13 protein-coding genes and 1 pseudogene are annotated in these 22,679 nt (G+C 49.4%); 11 read left to right on the top strand and 3 right to left on the bottom strand.

Going from position 1 to position 22,679, the window contains the following annotated elements; genetic code table 11:
• The first annotated feature begins 327 nt into the window (after positions 1-327).
• The 4 genes and pseudogenes from coxB (at position 328) to ACSTTG_RS23900 (ending at position 4,736) form a co-directional block, all read left to right on the top strand.
• Positions 328-1,542, top strand: a complete 1,215-nt coding sequence (gene coxB / locus ACSTTG_RS23885; protein WP_438476592.1) for a cytochrome c oxidase subunit II — start codon at positions 328-330, stop codon at positions 1,540-1,542.
• A 65-nt stretch (positions 1,543-1,607) separates the two neighbouring features.
• Positions 1,608-3,170 (top strand): annotated as a pseudogene (ctaD, locus tag ACSTTG_RS23890) (cytochrome c oxidase subunit I); the annotation flags it as partial.
• Positions 3,171-3,180: 10 nt separating this feature from the next.
• Positions 3,181-3,816 carry a cytochrome c oxidase assembly protein gene (locus tag ACSTTG_RS23895; protein WP_438456686.1) on the top strand — a complete coding sequence of 212 codons (636 nt, stop codon included), beginning with the start codon at positions 3,181-3,183 and terminating at the stop codon, positions 3,814-3,816.
• Positions 3,813-4,736 carry a cytochrome c oxidase subunit 3 gene (locus ACSTTG_RS23900; RefSeq protein WP_438476593.1) on the top strand — a complete coding sequence of 308 codons (924 nt, stop codon included), beginning with the start codon at positions 3,813-3,815 and terminating at the stop codon, positions 4,734-4,736. The genes ACSTTG_RS23895 and ACSTTG_RS23900 overlap by 4 nt, the downstream gene beginning before the upstream one ends.
• A 99-nt stretch (positions 4,737-4,835) precedes the next feature.
• Here the strand turns inward: ACSTTG_RS23900 and ACSTTG_RS23905 are convergent, their stop codons facing one another.
• Positions 4,836-5,069: a DUF2909 family protein gene (locus tag ACSTTG_RS23905; protein WP_438456684.1), complete on the bottom strand. Its 234-nt coding sequence runs from the start codon at positions 5,067-5,069 to the stop codon at positions 4,836-4,838.
• Between ACSTTG_RS23905 and ACSTTG_RS23910 the strand changes: the two genes are divergently transcribed.
• From ACSTTG_RS23910 to aroG, 6 genes are all read left to right on the top strand, one after another.
• Positions 5,038-5,811: an SURF1 family protein gene (locus tag ACSTTG_RS23910; protein ID WP_438476594.1), complete on the top strand. Its 774-nt coding sequence runs from the start codon at positions 5,038-5,040 to the stop codon at positions 5,809-5,811. The genes ACSTTG_RS23905 and ACSTTG_RS23910 overlap by 32 nt on opposite strands.
• Positions 5,808-6,365, top strand: a complete 558-nt coding sequence (locus ACSTTG_RS23915) for a redox-active disulfide-containing membrane protein (RefSeq protein ID WP_438476595.1) — start codon at positions 5,808-5,810, stop codon at positions 6,363-6,365. The genes ACSTTG_RS23910 and ACSTTG_RS23915 overlap by 4 nt, the downstream gene beginning before the upstream one ends.
• 41 nt (positions 6,366-6,406) lie before the next feature.
• Positions 6,407-7,405, top strand: coding sequence for a COX15/CtaA family protein (locus ACSTTG_RS23920; RefSeq protein ID WP_438456681.1), 999 nt, complete (start codon positions 6,407-6,409; stop codon positions 7,403-7,405).
• Between the two features lie 45 nt (positions 7,406-7,450).
• Entirely contained in the window at positions 7,451-8,353 is a 903-nt protein-coding gene (cyoE, locus tag ACSTTG_RS23925; RefSeq protein WP_438476596.1) for a heme o synthase, read from the top strand.
• A 223-nt stretch (positions 8,354-8,576) separates the two neighbouring features.
• Entirely contained in the window at positions 8,577-11,597 is a 3,021-nt protein-coding gene (locus ACSTTG_RS23930; protein ID WP_438456679.1) for an EAL domain-containing protein, read from the top strand.
• Positions 11,598-11,791: 194 nt separating this feature from the next.
• Positions 11,792-12,844 (top strand): 3-deoxy-7-phosphoheptulonate synthase AroG, encoded by a 1,053-nt coding sequence (gene aroG / locus ACSTTG_RS23935; RefSeq protein ID WP_438476597.1) that lies wholly within the window; start codon positions 11,792-11,794, stop codon positions 12,842-12,844.
• Positions 12,845-13,007: 163 nt separating this feature from the next.
• Here aroG and ACSTTG_RS23940 read toward each other — a convergent pair whose 3' ends face one another.
• On the bottom strand, positions 13,008-14,141 hold the full coding sequence (locus ACSTTG_RS23940; protein ID WP_438456677.1) for a mechanosensitive ion channel family protein: 1,134 nt from the start codon (positions 14,139-14,141) through the stop codon (positions 13,008-13,010).
• Positions 14,142-14,212: 71 nt separating this feature from the next.
• The gene (locus tag ACSTTG_RS23945; RefSeq protein WP_438476598.1) at positions 14,213-15,064 is read right to left on the bottom strand and encodes a pirin family protein; all 852 of its coding nucleotides are present in this window, start codon (positions 15,062-15,064) and stop codon (positions 14,213-14,215) included.
• Positions 15,065-15,972: 908 nt separating this feature from the next.
• Between ACSTTG_RS23945 and ACSTTG_RS23950 the strand changes: the two genes are divergently transcribed.
• A partial coding sequence (locus tag ACSTTG_RS23950; RefSeq protein WP_438476599.1) for a retention module-containing protein occupies positions 15,973-22,679 on the top strand: 6,707 nt, incomplete at its 3' end.

The following is a 22,679-nucleotide window of genomic DNA, read 5'->3' on the forward strand; positions in this document are numbered from 1 at the left end:
CTCGCCTCTCGCCTCTCGCCTCTCGCCTCTCGCCTCTCGCCTCTCGCCTCTCGCCTCTCGCCTCTCGCCTCTCGCCTCTCGCCTCTCGCCTCTCGCCTCTCGCCTCTCGCCTCTCGCCTTTTTTGTTGGTCGATTTCTTGCGCATTCTCGTATCTTTAACTAGCGTTTATTAACATAAAAATAACATCTTATGTTGTTTGTGAAGTAACAGTCATTAGGACTGGGTGGTACGACTCGAGCAGGGATATAAGGACTAGCGCACGGGTTGACGGTTCTGCTGACTTTTTCCAATTCCAATATTGGTGGGAACGCTAAGGAGCAAAACAAATGCGAGTTCACATGGACTGGCGCAGACTCTTGTTGAGACTGTCCTCTGCGGCTATTGCCGTGCATTTTTGGCTGTTGTCTTTTACTGCAAGCGCGAGTGAAGAGCCATCAACCAGTATGAGTCGCTACAACCTCACTCAGGGCGTGACAGAGATAAGCGGTAAGGTCTATGACCTGCATATGCTGATCTTTTATATCTGCTGTGCGATTGCTTTGGTGGTGTTTGGCGTGATGTTCTACTCCATCTTTAAACATCGCAAGTCAAAAGGGGCGGTGGCTGCTCACTTTCATGAGAGTACCAAAGTCGAGATTATCTGGACTGTTATCCCTGTGCTTATCTTGATTGGTATGGCGATTCCGGCCACCACAACCTTGATCGCGATGGAGGATACATCACAATCGGATATGACGGTTAAGGTCACGGGCTCACAGTGGAAGTGGCATTACGATTATCTCGATGAAGGTGTGTCTTTTTTCAGTTTGCTTGCCACCGATCAAAAGCAGATTGATGGCTTAGAAGCCAAAGGGGCCCATTATCTGCTTGAGGTCGACAATCCGTTGGTTGTCCCAATTGCTAAGAAGATCCGTTTTCTGCTTACCTCAGACGATGTTATCCACTCTTGGTGGGTGCCAGACTTTGCAGTGAAGAAAGACACCATCCCCGGCTTTATCAACGAGGCTTGGACACAAATTGATGAGCCTGGAGTGTATCGCGGGCAATGTGCGGAGTTGTGCGGTAAGGCACATGGTTTTATGCCGATTGTGGTGCACGCAATGGAGCAAGACGATTATGACCAGTGGCTGGCAGGCAAGAAGCAAGAGCTGGCACTGGAACAAGAGCAAGCCGCGGCGGCACTTGCCAATAATCTCAGCATGGAAGATTTGATGTCTCAAGGTGAAGCGGTTTATGGCGGGCGCTGTGCAGTATGTCACCAAGCAAACGGCGAGGGTATCCCTGGGGCGTTTCCCGCCATCAAAGGCAGTGCGATTGCGCTTGGCGATGTTTCCGAGCACATAGATATTATTGTCAATGGGCGCGCAGGAACAGCGATGCAGGCATTCGATAATCAGCTGACGGAACAGGAGATCGCTGCGGTGATCACCTATCAACGCAATGCTTGGGGTAACGACACCGGCGAAACCATTCAGGCATCAGATATTAATCAATTTAAGCAAGGCACAGGCTCAGCAGCACCTGCCAAGGAGGCACAATGAGCAAACAGATTAATCAGCCGACCAAGCAATCGGCAGCCGACGAGGTGCTTGGTGGTGGGCACGCTCATGATGATCACGATGCGCATGGTCCAGCCAAGGGGATCGCGCGCTGGATTTACTCAACCAGCCACAAAGACATAGGCACGCTCTATCTATGGTTCAGCTTTATTATGTTTTTAACCGGTGGCGCGATGGCGATGATCATTCGTGCCGAGCTGTTCCAGCCCGGTCTTCAATTGGTTGAGCCGCAGTTCTTTAATCAGATGACCACGGTGCATGGCTTGGTGATGGTGTTTGGTGCGGTTATGCCTGCGTTTACCGGTTTGGCGAACTGGATGATCCCAATGATGATTGGGGCTCCAGATATGGCGCTGCCACGGATGAATAATCTCAGTTTTTGGATTCTTCCTTTTGCCTTTTTGATCCTATTGGCTTCGCTGTTTATGCCGGGTGGTGGTCCTGACTTTGGTTGGACATTCTATGCGCCGCTATCGACGACTTACGGCCCTGACAGTACCGCGCTGTTTGTGTTCTCTGTGCACATAATGGGGATCAGCTCAATCATGGGGGCGATCAACGTTATTGTTACTATCGTCAACATGCGTGCACCGGGCATGGGCTGGTTTAAGATACCGCTGTTCGTTTGGACCTGGCTGATCACCGCATTCCTGCTCATTGCCGTCATGCCAGTACTCGCTGGTGCGGTGACCATGGTGCTAACGGACAAATACTTTGGCACTAGCTTCTTTGATGCTGCTGGTGGTGGCGATCCCGTGATGTTCCAGCATATCTTCTGGTTTTTTGGTCACCCAGAGGTGTACATCATGATCTTGCCGTCATTCGGGATTATCTCAGCGATCGTTCCCGCGTTTAGCGGCAAGAAGCTGTTTGGCTACCACTCGATGGTGTATGCAACCTGCTCAATCGCGTTGTTGTCCTTCTTGGTATGGGCGCACCATATGTTCACCACCGGGATGCCGGTGTTTGCCGAGCTGTTCTTTATGTATTGCACCATGCTGATTGCGGTGCCTACTGGGGTGAAGGTGTTCAACTGGGTGGCGACAATGTGGCGCGGGGCGATGACCTTTGAGACGCCGATGCTGTTTGCCATCGCCTTTATTGTCCTATTCACCATAGGTGGCTTCTCCGGGCTTATGCTGGCGATAGTTCCGGCTGATTTCCAGTATCACGACACGTATTTCGTGGTCGCGCATTTCCACTACGTATTAGTCTCAGGTGCGGTGTTCTCAATCATGGCCGCTGCCTATTACTGGCTGCCGAAATGGACTGGGCATATGTATGATCACAAGCTCAGCTTGTGGCACTTCTGGTGCTCGGTTATCTCTGTCAATCTGCTGTTCTTCCCGATGCATTTCTTGGGGCTTGCCGGTATGCCGCGACGCATCCCGGATTATGCGATCCAGTTTGCTGATGTGAATCAGATAGTCTCGATCGGTGGTTTTGCCTTTGGCTTATCCCAGTTGATCTTCCTCTGGGTCGTGATCAAGTGCATCCGTGGTGGTGAAGCGGCCGAGGCGAAAGTCTGGGAGCGCGCTGAGGGGCTGGAATGGACAGTGCCGAGCCCTGCACCGCACCACACCTTTGAGACGCCACCGAAGGTGGACTAGGAGGCGGGCGATGGACACACAAGAAAAAAATCGCAAGCTGGTCGCCAAACTTGCCGTAGCCGTCGTGGCCATGTTTGGCTTTGGCTTTGCGTTGGTCCCCCTTTACGATGTGATGTGCGATGTGCTTGGCATCAACGGCAAGACCAACTCGGCTTCGGTCGAGGCACCTGCCGGTATGCAGGTGGATATCAGTCGCACTGTCAAAGTTGAGTTTTTATCGCACATTTCGCCCAATATGCCTTGGGGGTTTACGCCCAAGGTGACCTCGATGGAGGTGCACCCGGGTGAGGTGATTCAGACCTCATATTTGGCTGAAAATCGTTCAGATGTTGATATGGTCGGCCAAGCGGTGCCGTCAGTTTCCCCTGGGCTTGGGGCGAGTTACTTCAATAAAATGGAGTGCTTTTGCTTTAACCAACAACCTCTGGCGGCGCGCGAGTCCACCGACATGGGACTGATATTCTACATTGAGCCAGACATACCTGACTCAATCCATACTTTAACCTTGTCTTATACGCTGTATGACATCTCTAATCGGGTCTCTAAGGACCCGCTCAAGGCGGACTCTGCACCGGTGGTGGCGAAACAAAGCCAAACCACAGCAGCGCCTTTGAACTCTCAAGCGAAACAAGGAGTGGCGCTATGATCTCAAACACTGGGACGTCAAACACTGGCTCTCAATCGGATACGACTGTCGATTCTTATTACGTTCCTGCCCAGAGCCGCTGGCCGATTGTCGGCGCTGTTTCCCTATTTTTGGTCGCTGTTGGTGCTGGTGTCACGATTCAGAATATTGGCAGCGAAGGTGCGGGTGGCGTATTGGGCAAGATTATCCTGTTTGTCGGCTTCGGCATCTTGCTATACATGCTGGCGGGCTGGTTTAAAAACGTGATCACCGAATCCATGGCAGGTTTGTATTCCGAGCAGATGTCACGATCGTTCCGCCAGGGAATGAGTTGGTTCATTTTCTCTGAAATCATGTTCTTTGGTGCCTTCTTCGGTGCCTTGTTCTATGCGCGAATGATTTCGGTACCCTGGCTTGGTGGTGCCAGCAATAATGCGATGACTAACGAGTTGTTGTGGCCCAGTTTTGAAGCTATATGGCCACTACTGACTACACCAAGCGGTGTCACGACAGAAGCCATGCCATGGCAGGGTCTACCGCTGAAAAACACCGTCATTCTGCTGCTGTCGTCGATCACTTTGCACTTCGCTCACGTCAGCCTAGAGAAGAATCGTCGCACTGCTTTGATCGTCTGGCTCGAGCTGACCATCGTCTTGGCGGTGTTCTTCCTTTTCTTCCAGGTTGAAGAGTACGTGCATGCCTATCAGGAGATGGGACTGACGCTGCAATCGGGTATTTACGGTAACACCTTCTTTATGTTGACAGGCTTTCACGGCTTGCATGTCTGTCTGGGAACCATCTTCTTAATCATCTTGCTCGCCCGTATTGCCAAGGATCACTTTACCCCACATAACCATTTTGCCTTCCAGGCTGGGAGTTGGTACTGGCACTTTGTCGATGTGGTGTGGTTATGCCTGTTTGTCTTCGTCTATGTCCTGTAAAACTTGGGCGTATCTGTATGAATAGACTAGGCTTATAAAGGCTAGAGCGTCCTCAATGTAAAGGTATCTTGCCGCAGAGGCTAGCCTTGAGAAGCGCTATTACGGTACTTGATAAGGGGATTGGTTTGGATCAACCAGTCCGCTGGTCAAGGCGAGAATGAGGAGAATAACCACCACTGCCGAGATCATCACTCGGCGGCCCAAGTAGTGACTCATAGGTTTTTGTTGGTCATGTTGGCCGTTGTCGCGCACTAATTGGAATAGGGCGAAGGCTAAATTAAGGATGATAAAGAGTAGTAGTATGACTAAAGCGGTTTTGAACAAAAAGACCATTATAAAACCTCGCTGGAAAACGCTTGTAAGCGGTAAAGTGTTGTTTGCAGTTGTATTTACTGTGGTTGTGTTTTCGCTATTGGTCAAATTAGGACTGTGGCAATTAGAGCGGGGTTACGATAAACAGGAGATCGAGTCGACGCTTGCCCAGCGCGCTGAGATGCCACCAGTGGCGTTGGAGCGTACCTTATCTATCAGTAATCCAACTGGCTTTCGGGTCAATGTTGAAGGGCGTGCTATTGCTGAGCATTATGTGCTGCTGGACAACCAGACTTGGCAGGGCAAGGTGGGTTACCTCGCGTATCAAGTCATAGAAGCGCACGACCGCTACTGGTTGGTTGAGCGTGGGTTTGTGTCCGCTCCGCCATCGCGAGAGGTGCTGCCTCAGGTGGATTGGTTGCGCGGAGAAGTAAAATTTGTCGGGCGCGTGTATCGCCGCTCTCTCAACCCCTTAAGCAGTCAGTTGTCCCCAGAATTTATCGCCCCCTATCGGATTCAAAATCTGAACCTTGATCAGCTGTCACGACTGTTTGACTTACCGATAGAGGCCAATCTCATTCAGCCTCAAGTGTCACAATGGCCGTACCCAATGCCGTGGAATCCATTACCCTTGCCCTCTCGTAAACACTTTGGCTATGCCGTGCAATGGTTTGCCATGGCGAGCGTGCTTTTTGGGCTGGTTGCTTGGTGTTGTTGGCGTGCAATAAGGCTCAATTCAACTGCCACTAAGGAGGCAAAATGACGACTTCTAATTCGGTTTGGCGAGGTCGAGCAACCCTTATCGCCCTGGTGGTGTTTTTTTCGATACCAGCAGTCAGTGCCTACCTGATCCTCGCCAATCAGTGGTACCAACCTGGCGTGACCAATCAAGGGCAATTGATTGAGCCCCGTTTAACCTATCAAAACCTCGGCGTGACTTATCAGCCAGAAAAACCAATGTGGCAATTGGCTTACATTGTGCCTGAGCAGTGTGATGAATCTTGCCAGCAGCGTCTGCACCTGCTCAGACAAAGCTATCTTGCGTTGGGCAAGTATCAGGAGCGGGTTGAGCCAGTCATGATTGTTCAGGGGCAGAGCGATGCAAAGGTGATCGCTCAAGCTGATATAAATACCCAAATGGTTGATGCCCTACCTGAGGCAATTGCAGTTGGGGAAGATGTGATCATCATTGACCCATTGGGGCAGTGGGTGATGCGTTACTCGCTTGGACAGAGTAATGCACAGACGACCCCTCAGTTGATGAAGGGCATGCTGCGAGACTTTAAGAAACTGCTCAAACTGTCACGCGTTGGGTAGTTGTCAGTAAATTCCCAAATCATTGATGCAAGGAGGCAGCATTGAAAACTTTAGATCTTGTTCGTTTAACTCTCTACTTGGCTGTCGTCGTGATTGCGTTGGGCGCCTACACTCGCTTGTCCGATGCTGGGCTAGGATGTCCAGATTGGCCGGGTTGCTATGGCAAGCTGGTTGTCCCTCAATCTCAAGCGGATATAGCGCTTGCCAATCAACTCTACCCAGAGCGCGCAGTCGAGCCATACAAAGCTTGGCTTGAGATGGTCCATCGTTATGTTGCGGGAACCCTTGGGCTGTTGATTGCGTGGATTTTGGTCCGTTGTTGGCAAGAGCGCTCACCAGTAAGAGGTCTGGCGACCTTCATCGCTGGGTTGGTGATTTTTCAAGCGTTGCTTGGGATGTGGACCGTAACCCTCAAGCTGCTGCCCGTGGTTGTTATGGCGCATTTGCTGGGTGGATTTAGCTTGCTGGCGTGTTTGTCCTTACTCTATTGGCGGCTCAAGTCCTCGCCATCGCCACACGGCTTGGCTCGGCTTACTGGCGAGCGGGGCCAGGGGCTTAAGTGGTTTGCCGCCGCTTCATTGTTGGTGGTGGTTGGCCAAGTCATGCTGGGTGGGTGGACCTCATCAAACTACGCTGCATTAGTGTGCACTCACTTACCGATATGTGAGGGGCAGTGGTGGAACTATCTCGACTTTGCTAGTGCGTTTGACTGGCGTCAAGCTGGGCATGAAGACTATGAATTTGGCGTATTGGCTTATGGCCCGAGAGTAACAATTCATGTGGTGCATCGCATTGGCGCTGTCGTGACGACGGTGATGTTGCTTATTTTAGCTTATCAGTGCTGGCGCTGGTCAAGCTTGAGAAAAGAGGGAAGGCTAGTGTTACTGGCTCTACTGCTGCAACTGTGTCTAGGGGTTGCTAACGTCGTCTTTCACCTGCCGCTGTGGGTGGCGGTGGCGCATAACCTGGGGGCAGCCAGTCTGCTGATCGCTGTGCTCTACACCAACTATCGTATCTGGACGACGCCGATACGCGGTTAACGGGTGGTAATTGACTAGAAATGGAATTCTGAGAGGAAATAGGTAATGAGTAAAACCTTAGTTGTGCAGGCACAGGGCAAGTCGTCATCACAGTGGCGAGTCTATTGGACGTTGACAAAACCCAAAGTGGTGTTGTTGATGTTGCTTACGGCTGTGGTTGGGATGTGCTTGGCGGTTGATGGAGCACTGCCACTGCAGGAGACGGTGCTTGGCTTGATAGGCATTGGCTTAATGGCGGGATCGGCTGCGGCATTTAACCACCTGATTGACCGACGTATCGATGCCATTATGGCACGCACTCACAAGCGCCCATTACCACAGGGGGAGATCTCAACCCTACGCGTGAGTGTCTTTGCCGGTCTGTTGGGTGTGGTGGGCTTTAGCGTGTTGTGGTTTGGCGTCAACACCCTAACCGCCTGGTTAACATTTATGAGTCTGCTCGGTTATGCCGTTGTTTACACCCTGTATCTAAAGCGTGCTACACCACAAAATATCGTCATCGCAGGGATTGCTGGCGCGATGCCACCATTACTGGGTTGGACATCGGTGACTGGGGAGATGAGTGGTCATGCCTGGCTATTGGTGATGATTATCTTTGTTTGGACACCACCGCATTTCTGGGCTTTGGCTATCCATCGCAAGGATGATTACGCCAATGCCGATATTCCCATGCTGCCGGTCACTCATGGCGTGGCCTTTACCAAGACCTCAATCCTGCTTTACACCGTGCTGTTAGCGATAGTGGTGCTACTGCCAGTACTGGTGGGTATGAGTGGATGGCTGTATTTGTTGGTTTCGACTGGCTTTAGCTTAGGGTTTATCTACTACGCCTTGCAACTCAAATACTTTAGCACGGAAAAAACCGCGATAGAGACGTTTAAATTCTCTATCTATCACTTGATGGCCCTGTTCATTGCCTTACTGATCGATCACTACTTTGTGATGTAACTTTATGTTGCAACCTTGTGTGCACTGTGGGTTCAACGCCAGCATAAAATGTGCGCTTGTCAGGAGTTTTGACTAAATAAGCTGTGAAAGTGATTGAATCAACGTAAATTATGTCGTTATTAACTTATAACTAAATAATCAGTTGGTTACACCCTGAATGTTGGCAATGTACGCCATGGTTATGCAGATGTGGGGTGTAGCAAGGCGCACATAACTTATAATAATGAATCAGACACAAGATACTCTTCACCGTCCAACCGTTGGGGTGATCATGCCGCTACTGAGCGGCTTTTATATGGGCGAACTGAGTATCGCCCTTCGCCTCTACGCAAGAAAGCTAAACATTAACCTGGTTTTAATCCGCTCTGGGGAAAGTCGTAACTATGACTTGCCAATCGGGCTTGCTCACCTTGATGCGCTGCTGGTGGTTTTACACAGCGCCTCCCATCAACTCATTGATAAAGCAGTGAGCCAAGGCATTCCTGTTATCTCCCTTGGGGCAAGTTACAGTCCGCTCCCGGTTGAGCAGATGTACAGTGATCAACGCCAAGGTGTTGCCCTTTTGTATGATTGGCTACGCCAACTCGGTCATCAGAGAATTGCCTTTTGTGGCGATCTCAACGTCAATGATATCCGCCTGCGGTTTAAATCCTTTCAAGCCAAAGTCATTGAGCATCATGGTCGATTTATTGCCCAGGACTTTATCTCTGTCAGTGATTGCTCATTTGCTGGCGGACGTGAGGGGGCCAATGCTTTAGCACAAATGGACAAAGCCTGCAGCGCTGTGATCTGTGCTGCTGATCAGAATGCGATTGGGATGATTCAGCAACTGAAAGCACAGGGTTTCTCCGTCCCGGATGACTATGCTGTGGTGGGGGTTGATAACGTCTTTTTGGGTGAGAAGTCAGAGTTTGCTCTAACCACTATCGATCAGAACCTTGAGGTTTTAGCACAACAGGCTTTGCTGCGGGCGGTTGAGAGAATCGAAGGGGCCAGATTTAATCCAGAGGTGGTGTCACATCCGCAGTCTTTGGTCATTCGCGGCTCATGTGGTGGACGTGCGCAAAGTTATCAGCGCAATGGCAGTCGGTCGGTGCGCCAGCAGATGATCGCTGCTGAGATCCAGTCTCCCGCTGAGCTTTTTGAGAGCTTTTACTCGCAAGCCAAGGATGGTTTTAATTCGATTCTAGACGCTCAAAGCTGCTTTGGTTATCAGTTTGAGCAGGCATTTTTGGCTCACTGTCGGGCAGAGCGCTATCATCTTGAGAAAACGCTTTTAGTCAATCATTGTCAGTCAACGGTCGAGGATATGAGTGGCAAAGCCGCTGAGCACGTTGAGGACTTTCCTATATCTGGCTCTGAGCAGCATTCAGTGCAGATGGTCATCCCGATAAAAACCGGCGTCGATGATCATTTTAAACTGCTAAGCATCAGTGATTCCCAGGCTAATGAGCAGAGTGTGGGGGCCTACTCTATGTTCTCAAACTACCTCGATATGTTGGCCCTGTTTATTGAGCGTGACTCGCTGCTTGATACCGCCACCACGCGGCAAAAGAGTCTGCAGCAAATTTTACAGCAGCTAAAAGTGGTCTCAAATACGTCCAATGATGGCATTTGGGATTGGGATTTAGTCACCAATCGCCTGACATGGAACAGCCGTTTGGTAGATATGCTTGGGATACCACCAACGGGTCGTACTGATATTCACTGCAGTGAACTGTTTGAGTTCATCCACCATGAAGATATCTCAGATATTGAGGACAAAATTCACGACCATTTGAGCCACAATGCGCCGTTCAAAACCGAATTTAGGATGCACACAGTTTCGGGAAAATATATCTGGGTTCAGGCCAATGGGGCGGCAGTGAGTAACTCCAACGGTAGAGCGGTGCGGTTTATTGGTTCGTTGACTGACATTACTCAGCAGCGTAAAAGTGCGCAAAAAATCCATCAAATGGCCTATTTTGATTCACTGACTGGTATTGCCAATCGGCGAAAAATCATTGCGGATATTGATGGTTACATCAATACGGGCTGTAAAAGAAACCGTGCTGTGATGTTAATGGATCTTAACCGATTTAAGTTGGTGAATGATACTTTTGGCCACCATGCAGGTGATGCCTTGTTGCGCCATGTGGCGAAACAGCTCACGTTATCACTTGGTGATGAGCAACTCTTTGCTCGACTGGGCGGGGATGAATTTCTACTCTTTTGTGATGTGAGCAATCGTCAACAGGTTAAAGAGCTGACAGACCAAATATTGCGTCGCATCACGCAACCCTTTTCTCACGGTAACATACTACTTGAAGCGCAGGCTGCGATTGGCATCGCTTGGTACCCTGATGATGGCACTAGTGCCGATGAGCTGATCAAAAAAGCCGACGTGGCGATGTACCGTGCCAAGCAAGCCGGCGGTAATCGCGCGGTGACTTACAAAGCGCAGATGGATGCCTCGTGCGAAGATATGATCGCGATGGAGCATCAACTTAAGGGGGCATTAAAGCGCAATGAGGTGGAAGTTTACTACCAACCTCAAATTGGCGTAGATGACAATCAGGTGGTAGGGGTGGAAGCCTTGGCTCGTTGGTCATCGATAACGTTTGGTGATGTGCCACCTCACCGGTTCATTCATGTTGCTGAGCAATGTGGTTTGATGAGCTTATTTGGTGAATATATTCTTAATCGCGTCTGTCAGGATCTGGTGGACTCAGACTGGCTACGTGGGCTTGAGCGGATTTCAATTAACGTCAGTGCCAAAGAGTTGGTGAATACTCACTTTGCCTCATCGGCGATTCAAACTATTCTCAATCATCAACTGCCTTTGTCTCTGTTTTGTTTTGAAATCACCGAAACCGCCGCGATCACTGATTATGATTTGTGTAGTCAAGTGTTAGAACAGCTGCGAAATGCGGGAATCAGTTTATCTTTGGATGACTTTGGCACGGGGTTTTCTTCACTGTCTTTGCTCAAGCGCCTGCCACTCAAAGAGGTCAAAATCGACCGCTCGTTTATCCGTGATATTGTTGATGGGCAAGCCAACCTTGATTTCGTGACGACCATGATTTTGATGGGTAAGAGCTTGGGGTACCGGGTAGTCGCAGAGGGCGTCGAGACCGAGGCACATGCTGTTGCGCTAAAAAACACCGGGGTTGACGTATTGCAAGGGTTTTCCTATAGCGTACCTAGGCCACTGAGGGAGTTGGAAACACGTTATGCTCATCAGCTTGCTAAATGCCATTTCTGAGGGTGTACAAAATTAGTTACATAACAATTATTTTGTAAAAGATGGTTTAATATTGCGTTTAATGCAAAAAAGTGATTGAAGTTCTTTTTTTTACTAGATAACTTACGTTCATTGCGGGTTAACGCACAAATATAAACATAAGTTAGATATAGAACAAAACTTATACAGCATTCTAATTAAGGACGAGTTAAGCAATGTTTCAAACCGATGATGTAAGAATTGATAAAGTAAAAGAGCTTTTGCCACCAGTGGCAGTTTTAGAGAAGTTTCCAGCGACTGAGATTGCGTCAAAAACGACGTATAACACGCGTAAGAACATCTCTAATATCCTCAAAGGTCAAGATGACCGCCTGCTGGTGATCATCGGTCCTTGCTCAATTCACGATCCCGAGGCGGCGATCGAGTACGGTAAGCGCCTAAAGGTGCTGCGCGATGAACTTGGTGAGCAGCTTGAGATTGTTATGCGAGTTTACTTCGAGAAACCTCGCACCACTGTCGGCTGGAAAGGACTGATTAACGACCCTTACCTTAATGACACGTTTAAGATCAATGACGGTTTGCGTATGGGTCGCAAGCTATTGCTAGACTTGACGGATATGGGAATGCCAACCGCAAGTGAATTCCTCGATATGATTTCCCCACAATACGTTGGTGACTTGATCAGCTGGGGAGCGATTGGTGCCCGTACGACGGAGTCTCAGGTGCACCGTGAACTGGCATCAGGTATCTCTTGTCCAGTCGGCTTTAAAAACGGTACGGATGGCAATATTAAGATTGCGTCTGATGCGATTCGCAGTGCCAGTGCCTCTCACCACTTCTTGTCGGTCACTAAGTATGGACACTCGGCGATCATCGAGACATCAGGGAATCCAGACTGTCACTTGATCCTACGCGGTGGTAAAGAGCCGAACTACAGTGCTGAGCATGTTGCGACGATCAAGAGCCAGCTTGAGGCCTCAGGTCTGCCAGAAAAAGTCATGATTGACTTCAGCCATGCTAACAGCTCTAAGCAGTACCAACGTCAAATGGTGGTTGCTGAAGACGTGTGTGGTCAGATTGCCGGTGGAGAGCAGGCGATTTTCGGTGTGATGATCGAGTCCCACCTAGTTGAAGGTCGTCAAGATTTGGTCGATGGTCAAGCTCCAACCTATGGTCAGTCTATCACTGACGCGTGTATTGGTTGGGATGACACTGAGAAAGTACTACGTCAACTAGCAGCTGCAATCGACACGCGCCGCCAAGCTTAAAAACAGGAGCGAGGACACAATAGGGGCGGGGACGTTTCACTGCGGGTTTCGCTTCGCTCCGAGGAGCGAGGGGCTCACATGGTGAACTCCTCGCTCTAATTATTTTAATTGGGGGAAAGCGAATTACATATTGTTTCGATGAGCGCCTAAAATGCCACGAGTGCTAAACGCCTCGCTCCTCGTAGGGCATAGCCCGCCCCCGCTCCCCGCTCCCTGTTAGCTGCTCGCTTCCTGTCAATTCGATGGTTTGGGTTGGGTAAGCGATGTCGGCGCCGTGCTGGTGGATGATGGTGAGCATCTTTAATAGGATGTCCTGCTTCACCTGGTGGAAGTAGACCCAGTTAACGGTTTTGGTGAAGGTGTAGACCATCAGATCTAATGATGATGCACCATAGCCATTGAAATTGACGATCAGTGTTTGGTTAGTATCAATCTCCGGGTGGTTTTGCAGCATGGTCTTGACCTCGTTGACGATGTTCTCAAGCTGGGTTGAGTCCTGGTAGCGGATCCCCACATTCTCGAAGATACGTCGGTTGTGCATACGCGATGGGTTCTCGACCACAATATTGCTAAACACCGAGTTAGGGATATACAGCGGGCGCTTATCAAAGGTGCGAATAACGGTCATCCGCCAGCCGATGCGCTCAACGGTGCCCTCAATTTGCCGGTCTGGACTGCGAACCCAATCACCGATCTTAAACGGACGGTCAAAGTAGATCATCATCCCACCAAAGAAATTCGACAGCAGATCTTTTGCGGCTAAACCCACCACAAGGCCACCAACACCGCCAAAGGTGAGGAGTCCAGTCAGGCTGACCCCAAGGCTTTGGATGATGGTCAGAACACCGATAACAAAGAAAAACAGCCGAACAACCTTACCTATGGCCTCAATCGTTGATGGGTCATGCTTTTGGGTCTGTAGTGCATGCAACTCAACTTCAGCGACGAGGCGAATACAGAACCAAATAAAGATCAGGATCAGTAGGATGTGTTTGATGCTGTCTAACCAGTTATGGGAGCTGGTGAAGAAATAGTCGAGCACGACTTGAAATGACAAGGTCGCGGGCCAAAGCCAGATCAACGCGCTGATTGGTGATTTAGCGGCATGGAGCAGACTTTCGTCCCAGTGGAAACGGGTGCGCGCCGCCAGCGTACCTAGGTGTCGATAAATCAAACGCCATGCGGTCCAAAGGATCAGGCTGGTCAAAGTAATGGCCAAGACACTGTGCTGCCAGTCACCTAGCAGCTTGGGGATTTCCTGTAACAGAGATTCTAACATTGTACTGGGTTTAGTCATGAATGATTAAACCCAGTATACAGACTCATTTGCAATTTTAAATGGCTGAAAATAATAGATTTGTTAATAGTTTAATAGGTTTCAAATCGTCCGTTTTGGTAGTCGGCAATAGCCTGATTGATCTCCTCCTGGGTGTTCATAACAAAGGGCCCGTGATGAACAATAGGCTCATCTATCGGCTGACCATACAGGATAAGGGCTCCGGCCTCGTCTTGACTGGCTAAACTCAGTTGTGTCCCAGAGCTGAGTATCGCTGCTTCTCCTTGCTCGAGGTGTTCTCCTGAGAGTGTCACTTTGCCTCGGTAGACGTAGATGAGAGCATGGTTATTCTCATCCAACTCAAGGTCAGCTTGCTGGCCTTTATCGGCTTGCCAATCACAAACAGTGAGAGGCACACCTGTTGTTGATAGCGCCCCTGAAAGACGTACGCCCTGTTCAAGCTTGACCTCCCCAGCAATGACTCTTAATAGCCCCAGCTTATCGTCAGAGTATTCACGGATCGTCTCAGGCTGAAAGTCATGATACTGAGCTGGGGTCATTTTGAGGTCGGCGGGTTGATTGATCCACAGTTGGAAACCGTGCAACTGGCCTTCGGTCATGATCGGCATCTCACTGTGAATGATCCCGCGTCCAGCTGCCATCCACTGTGCGCCACCCGCTTTTAGCTCGCCTACGTGACCGAGGTGATCCCGGTGCTGAAAGTGGCCATTTAGCATATAAGTCAGGGTTTCTATCCCGCGATGAGGATGAGGTGGAAAACCACCAATATAATCCGCCGATTGGTCGGACTTCAGCTCATCGATCATGAGAAACGGTGAAAACCCTGGTAGGTTAAACCCCGCAATTCGTTTGATCTTAACCCCATCACCGTCCGCGGTGGCACGCGCGGCGAGTCGCTTCTGAATGTGTCGTTGCATAACCAACTCCTTGTTGCTTCGCTCTAATGAGAAATGTAGAGCCTAATAACTCACAAGTGCACCGTTGAAATTCGACAGTGACGTTCAAGATTTTCTAATGATCCGATAACCTTTGTACTAATCATTTTTCCTAGCTTGGAAACCCTAGCCGGGCACCTCTCGTAGGGCAACGCCCGATCTCGCTTCTCGCCTCTGCTTTTAACTCGCTGCTTTTAGGTAACTGGTTGAGTTTTTAGTTTGCAATTCGCACCTGAAGTGCATATTTTTGCAGAATGCTATTCGCAAACTGCGAATTTTTAAATTTCATATTTATCAATATGCACTTTGTTGGTCTAAAAGTAATCAGATATAGGTATTTAAACTAAATTTTGGCCCTTTTAAAAGTTGGCACAAGACATGCATTATTATGTGTGACCCTTATTAAGCCGAGGGTCACCTAGCCAACTGACGTTGTTAGTGAACCTATTTGTTCACACTGATTTTTTAATGCCAATCATGCCTTGGGTGTGATTGGTTTTTTTTTACCTGAAACTTGAACCCAGTGTATTCGACAGCGGGTGAAGTATTGTTGATTTGCCCTTCTTTAAGCCTACCCTGTATTTAAGTTGCAGAGGTTATGCTCGCAGCACAATGATGTGACCTCCAACCAACTTCAAGACATTGTTTATAAATGGCTTGCTCGGCTTGCAGCCAACCATTTAGTAAAACAGCTTCGAGGCTCTCAATTAGACAGAGTCAATGGAAGCGAAAAGCCAATCAAATTGGGCCTATCAGGTCTTGTTTTGAAATAAGTAAAACGGTCTTGAAGTAAGCAAAACTCGGTTTGTACCCCGTCCAAAGCAGAAATGACTGACATGGACGTGCAAAGGATAAGCAAGGTTACTGTCTTTTTTAGGCAGCTATATGGGGCTGATATGGATATAAAAACGAATAATCAAAACGTAATTGTTGAGCAAGTTGAAGGTAATGTCGTGGCCATCTCTGCCAATGGCAGTTCGCGGACCCTTTCAAAGGGTGACGTGATTCAATCTGGCGAAATCACCATCACACCAGCAGGAGGATTACTGGTTGTGGCTCAGGGTGAGCAAGTCAGTCAACTCACCAGCAATGTTGTTGCGACGCTTTCGGGAGATATCCTTGCCGCGGCTGAAGTGGATGGCAATATTGCCATTGAGCCAACTAAGCCAACCAATTTTGAGCCCTTGGACATTTTTGCGATTCAGCAGGCGATATTGGATGGGGTTGACCCTACCGAAATCCTCGATACCGCAGCCGGTGAGCCTCAGAGTGATGCCGCCAACGCCGGTTTTATCTCGATAGAATATAAGTATGCCGAAGCGCTAGCCTCGACCTTTTTTGAGACCGCGGCCCCTATCGCTGAGCAAGAGATTGATGATGAGGCGCGTGATAATTTGATACCCGCGGTGGGTGGTGGCCTGCTTGAATTGAGCATGACTGAAGCAAACATCAGCGGTGAATCGTCGGGCGAGTCTTTAACTGTCTCTGGCGTTATTCAAGCTGGTGAGGTGCCGCTAGACCCGACCAGTTTTGTTCCCGACCCCGATACCTTGAGTACCTTGTTGGATGAGCTATCGAGTGAGATCACCTCATCCGGTGCGCCAGTCACTTTTTTCTACGATCAGGACAGTAATACCATCATTGGCGAGTCGAGTGATGGTGAGGTAGTTCGGATTGAGATAGCGGCACAACCTTCTGGGAATGGGGATGTGTTGCTGTCAGTCACCACAACGCTCTCTCAGCCAATTGATCATATCGAAAACCCCGAGCAAGGAGCAATCACAATAGTAGATGATCAGCTTGCTGTAGACCTAGTGATTGTTGGTCAAGACGAAGCGGGCATTGATCTTACATCACCGATAAATGTCACGGTGACCATCAGCGATGGTGCTGACCCAACCGCCACGCCAGCCGAGATTACCACTCTAGAATCAGACAACACCCCAATATCTGGCAGTGTGCTTGAGCTTGGCAGCGATGAGTTACAATCGATTCGCTTTCAGCCCAGTGCGATTGATAACTTGTCGGGTATTTTGAGTGATAATCAACCGACAGTAGCGACGCTCTCTGATGATGGTACAAGCATTCTCCTGACTCTTGAAAATAGCGATCAGCCTTTACTTGAAATTGTGCTTGAACTTGATGGTTCGTTTACAGTGACCCAGTTTGGCCCACTGGAACACCCGCAAACTGGGACGGATACAGAGGCTTTTTTACTGCCGATTGTTGCCACAGATTTTGACCAAGACACTGTTGGAACAAGCCTGACGATTAATATTCAAGATGGCGCTGACCCAATAGTGACTGGAGCGAGTCGGGTTAATCTCTCAGAGACAAATCTGCCAGATGGCAACGATCCTGACGCTGCATTATTGACCGGCACGGGTACGATTACGACAGAGCAGGGCAGTGATGACATCGATCACTATGAGGTGGATGTCGCGACGTTTAATCAGACGTCATCGCTGACCGCCTTTGGTCAGCCTGTTGTACTCGATGGGCCGGAAATCGTTGATGGCCAGTACATCTATCGGGGTTATGTCACCCTAAATGGTGAGCGAGTCGATGTATTGAGCCTTTCGTTAAATGAAGATGGTGAATACAGCTTTGAGTTACTTCAGCCTGTGGATCATCGTGGGCAAGATGATGGCACGATTGTATTTGATATTCCCGTCTATGCAGTTGATACCGATGGCGACCGTTCAGCGTTAAGTGAAGACAGTAATATTGAGGTTACCATTGCTGACGATACTCAAACACTGGCGGATGGTCGCTATGTGGTCACTGAGCCTACCGTTGCAGGAGAGAATCAGGTTACTCATCAAGTCATCACTAACGATGGCGCCGACGGTGCGTCTGTGGTCAGCTTTATATATCGCGGTGAGTTTGAGACTGAGTATACCCTAGATCCGAGTATCGATGGCGAGCAGCGTTTTGAGGTCGAATATGGCACCTTGTTTGTGACCAATGAGGGCGCTGTGCGCTTTGTGCCAGACCGCAATATTGATCATAGCCAGGCAGAGCAGGTTTTCGCAGAGGTCGAGTTTACCGTTCGTGACAATGATGGTGATGAAGCAAACTCTCGTGTTGAATTGACGATTGTCGATGGCCAAGGGCCGGAGGTTGATAGTGTTTCATCTTTAGTCGTCAATGAGGCCGAACTCGCTGATGGTACCCAGTCATCAGGGGCAGTGGTTTCTGCCTCAGGGGTAGTTTCTGTCGTTGTTGGTAGTGATGATATTGATCATTTTGAGATTGATCATACGCAGTTTAACTCCCTCTCTCCCGTTAACTCGTTAGGCCAACCTGTGAGCATGAGCGCTCCAGTTGAGGTGACTGATCCTGATACGGGGGCCGTCTCTTATGTTTATATGGGCACGGTGACACTTGATAACGCTATTTCCATAGATGTTTTTCAAATAACAGTGAATGCCGATGGCAGCTATGTCTTTGAGTTGTATCAAGCGCTTGATCATCAGGGCGAGGAGGATGACTCGCTCGACTTTACGATTCCAATTTATGCCGTGGATAACGATGGAGATCCCTCAGCCATTGCCGGTGTGGTCGTGACGGTCGCTGATGACCAACCTGTCGTCGCCGATGTTGCTACCTTACCTGTGACTGAGCCAACCTTGGAGGGGGAAAATGCCACTGAAGTGCATGATTTTCTGGTCCAGCAAGGGGCTGATGGTGCGGCAGTTATTAGCTTTGTTTATGATGGAGATGGTACGAGTGAACCGTTTGTGTTGGATCAGAGCCAAACGGATTACCAACCCTTCGAGGTTGAAGATGGCATCATCTTTATAAAAACGACGGGAGAGATGTATTTTGAGCCCAATCGTAATTTAGATCACAGTGCAGGTGAAATCATAGACAGCTACGTTACCGCGACAGTTGTCGATGGTGATGGCGATACCTACTCTGCAGAGGCAAATATTGAGATTCGCGATGGAGCGGACCCAACGATAACAGCGATTACGCCGGTGCTGTTTAGTGAGAGTAACCTCTTAAATGGCAGCAACCCAAATGCCAGTGCCCTGATTGGCTCTGGCAACATCAGTGTGGCCTTGGGGAGCGATGACATTGATCACTTTGAGATTGATGTTGATGCTTTTAACCAAGCAAATACGATAGTTGCACTGGGGATGACGGCTACACTCGGAAACCCAGTGATTGTAACTGATCCCCAAACGGAGGTTTCTTCTTACGTCTATACCGCAAGCGTAACGCTAGATGATAACAGTGTGGTTGATGTATTCCAGGTATCGGTGGAGCAGGGGGGACAATATACACTTGAGTTGTTTGAGTCACTAGATCATTCAGATAATGACGATTCTCTATCGTTTGATATCCCTGTTTTCGCCATCGATACCGATGGTGATCCCTCAACTGTCAACAGCCTTACCAACATCAGTGTTACTGTCATTGATGACGAGCCGATCGTGCCCAATGATGTTGAACTGTTAGTGACTGAGCCAATTGTGGTTGGAGACAATGAGACGATTACTCATGATTTTCTTACTCAAGAGGGGGCAGATGGAGCCTCTGTGGTGAGTTTTGTTTATCAGGGGGATGCGACCAGCACTCCATTTGTACTTGACCAAGCAGACCCTGAGTATCAAGCGTTTGATGTGGAAGATGGCACCGTCTATATCAAAACGTCTGGCGAGATGTATTTTGAGCCGAGTCGAGATTTAGACCACAGTAACGAAGAAGCTCTCAGCACATTAGTGACGGCAACCATTATCGACGGTGATGGTGATACTTACATGCCTGTGGCCAATATTGTCATTGAAGATGGACAAGACCCGGTGATCACCGCAGTCAGCCCCGCCTCGTTTGATGAAGCGAACTTACCGGATGGTAATAGTCCAGACAGCGATGCCCTGGTTGTGACAGGCAGTGTCGATGCAACGGTGGGCAGTGATGATATTGTTCGTTATGAGGTTGATATTACGAGCTTCAATTCTACCTCGCCGATAGAGGCTTTCGGCAAGCCCGTCACGTTAGGCACTCCCTTCATTGTCACCGACTCAGTCAATGGCACGACGTCTTATGTTTACAATGCAACGGTCACCTTAGACGACGATACCGTGGTCGATATTTTCCAAGTCGCGATTGATGAACAAGGCAACTACCGCATTGAGTTGTTTGAGCCGATTGATCATGAGGATGGCTCGTCAGAAGATGACCAGTTGTCGTTTAACTTGCCAGTGTTTGCTGTGGATAGCGATGGCGATCCATCTGAGTTGACCCCTCTCACCAATATTGCCGTGACGGTTTTGGACGATGAGGCTACGGTAGCAAGCACGACAGCGGCTCTTGAAGTGACAGAGCCGGTCACCTCTGGTGATAACGAGACTGCTGTGCATGACTTTTTAACCACAGAAGGTGCTGATGGCGCCTCGGTGGTGAGCTTTGTTTATCAAGGTGATGCGACGAGTGACCCGTTTACTCTCGATCAAGCCAATCCTGAATATCAAGCCTTCGATGTCGAAGATGGCACCGTCTACATCAAGACTTCGGGCGAGATGTACTTCGAGCCCAGCCGAGATTTAGACCACAGCAGTGAGGAAATTCTCAGTACTTCCATAACGGCCACCATCATTGACGGTGATGGAGATACTTTCACATCCGTCGCCAATATCGATATTGAGGATGGTCAAGATCCCGTCATTGCTGCGGTCAGTCCAGCCTCATTTGATGAAGCCAACTTGATTGATGGTAACAGTCCCGATAGCGAAGCACTGGTTGTGACGGGCAGTATTAACGCAACGACTGGCAGTGACGATATCGTTCGTTTTGAAGTGGATATCACAACATTCAATACAGCTGCTCCAATCGAAGCCTTGGGCAAAACCGTTGTTCTGGGTACTGCGAGTGTGGTGACCGATGCCATTTCTGGGGTAACGTCCTACGTTTACGACGCTACGGTCACTCTCGATGACGATAGCGTGGTGGACATCTTCCAAGTTTCCATCGACGAAGAGGGCAACTACCGCATTGAGCTGTTTGAGCCGATTGACCATGAGGATGGTTCATCAGAGGACGATCAGTTGTCGTTTAACTTGCCTGTGCTTGCCGTCGATAGTGATGGCGATCCATCTGAATCGACCGCGCTGACCAACATAGCGGTTACCGTTGTAGATGATGAGGCGACGGTAGCGAGCACGAGTGCAGCTCTTGAGGTGACGGAGCCAGTGACCTCTGGTGATAATGCAACGGATGTGCATGACTTCTTGGCGACAGAAGGGGCGGATGGCGCTTCCGTTGTGAGCTTTGTCTATCAAGGTGATGCGACTAGCGATCCATTCATCCTTGACCAAGCAGACCCAGACTACCAAGACTTTGCTGTCGAAGATGGTACGGTTTACATCAAGACTAGTGGTGAGATGTACTTTGAGCCAAGCCGAGATATAGACCATAGTGGTGAGGAAATCCTCAGCACATCTGTAACGGCTACCATTATTGATGGTGATGGCGATACGTATATGCCAGTCGCCAATATCACCATTGAAGACGGTCAAGACCCTGTTATCACTGCGGTTGAACCTACGTCATTCGATGAAGCGAATTTAGCCGACGGAAATAGCCCAGACAGTGACGCGCTGGTTGTGACAGGCAGCATTAGCGCGACCACGGGCAGTGACGATATTGTCCGCTTTGAAGTGGATACCGCAACCTTCAATTCAGCAGCGCCGATTGAGGCACTGGGCAAACCGGTTGTCGTAGGCTCAGCGAATGTCGTGACGGATCCGGTTTCCGGTGTGGTGTCGTACGTTTACGATGCGACCGTCACGCTAGACGATGACAGTGTGGTGGATATCTTCCAAGTCTCTATTGATGAAGACGGCAACTACAGTATTGAATTGTTTGAGCCGATTGACCATGAGGATGGCTCGTCAGAAGATGATCAGTTGTCGTTTAACTTGCCTGTGTTTGCGGTGGATAGCGATGGTGACCCATCTGAATCGAGCCCGCAAACCAATATTGCGGTCACCGTTGTGGATGATGAGGCGACGGTAGCGAGCACGAGCGCTGCCCTTGAGGTAACTGAGCCGGTCACATCGGGCGATAACGCCACAGATGTGCATGATTTCCTAACGACAGAGGGCGCTGATGGTGCTTCAGTAGTGAGCTTTGTTTATCAAGGTGACGCGACTAGCGATCCATTTATCCTCGACCAAGCAGACCCAGAATACCAAGACTTTGCTGTTGAAGATGGCACGGTTTATATCAAGACTTCTGGCGAGATGTACTTTGAGCCAAGTCGAGATTTAGACCATAGTGGTGAGGAAATCCTCAGCACATCTGTAACGGCTACCATTATTGATGGTGATGGCGATACGTATATGCCCGTCGCCAATATCAACATTGAAGACGGTCAAGACCCTGTTATCACTGCGGTTGCACCTGCGTCATTCGATGAAGCGAATTTGGTGGATGGCAATAGTCCTGATAGTGACGCGTTAGTGGTGACAGGTAGCATTGATGCGACCACGGGTAGTGATGATATCGTTCGTTTTGAAGTGGACACAGGAGCATTCAACAGTGCTTCACCAATCGAAGCCTTCGGTAAAGCGGTTGCTCTTGGCACTGCGAG

It is taken from the genome of Vibrio glycogenivorans (assembly GCF_051660965.1).
Lineage (GTDB): Bacteria > Pseudomonadota > Gammaproteobacteria > Enterobacterales > Vibrionaceae > Vibrio.

What these genes read in the sequence shown, in the direction of transcription:
- aroG (WP_438476597.1), top strand. Translation starts at nt 11,792, where the DNA reads ATGTTTCAAACCGATGATGTAAGAATTGATAAAGTAAAAGAGCTTTTG.
- coxB (WP_438476592.1), top strand. Translation starts at nt 328, where the DNA reads ATGCGAGTTCACATGGACTGGCGCAGACTCTTGTTGAGACTGTCCTCT.
- ACSTTG_RS23895 (WP_438456686.1), top strand. Translation starts at nt 3,181, where the DNA reads ATGGACACACAAGAAAAAAATCGCAAGCTGGTCGCCAAACTTGCCGTA.
- ACSTTG_RS23915 (WP_438476595.1), top strand. Translation starts at nt 5,808, where the DNA reads ATGACGACTTCTAATTCGGTTTGGCGAGGTCGAGCAACCCTTATCGCC.
- ACSTTG_RS23940 (WP_438456677.1), bottom strand. Translation starts at nt 14,141, where the DNA reads ATGACTAAACCCAGTACAATGTTAGAATCTCTGTTACAGGAAATCCCC.
- ACSTTG_RS23910 (WP_438476594.1), top strand. Translation starts at nt 5,038, where the DNA reads ATGACTAAAGCGGTTTTGAACAAAAAGACCATTATAAAACCTCGCTGG.
- ACSTTG_RS23900 (WP_438476593.1), top strand. Translation starts at nt 3,813, where the DNA reads ATGATCTCAAACACTGGGACGTCAAACACTGGCTCTCAATCGGATACG.
- ACSTTG_RS23905 (WP_438456684.1), bottom strand. Translation starts at nt 5,069, where the DNA reads ATGGTCTTTTTGTTCAAAACCGCTTTAGTCATACTACTACTCTTTATC.
- cyoE (WP_438476596.1), top strand. Translation starts at nt 7,451, where the DNA reads ATGAGTAAAACCTTAGTTGTGCAGGCACAGGGCAAGTCGTCATCACAG.
- ACSTTG_RS23930 (WP_438456679.1), top strand. Translation starts at nt 8,577, where the DNA reads ATGAATCAGACACAAGATACTCTTCACCGTCCAACCGTTGGGGTGATC.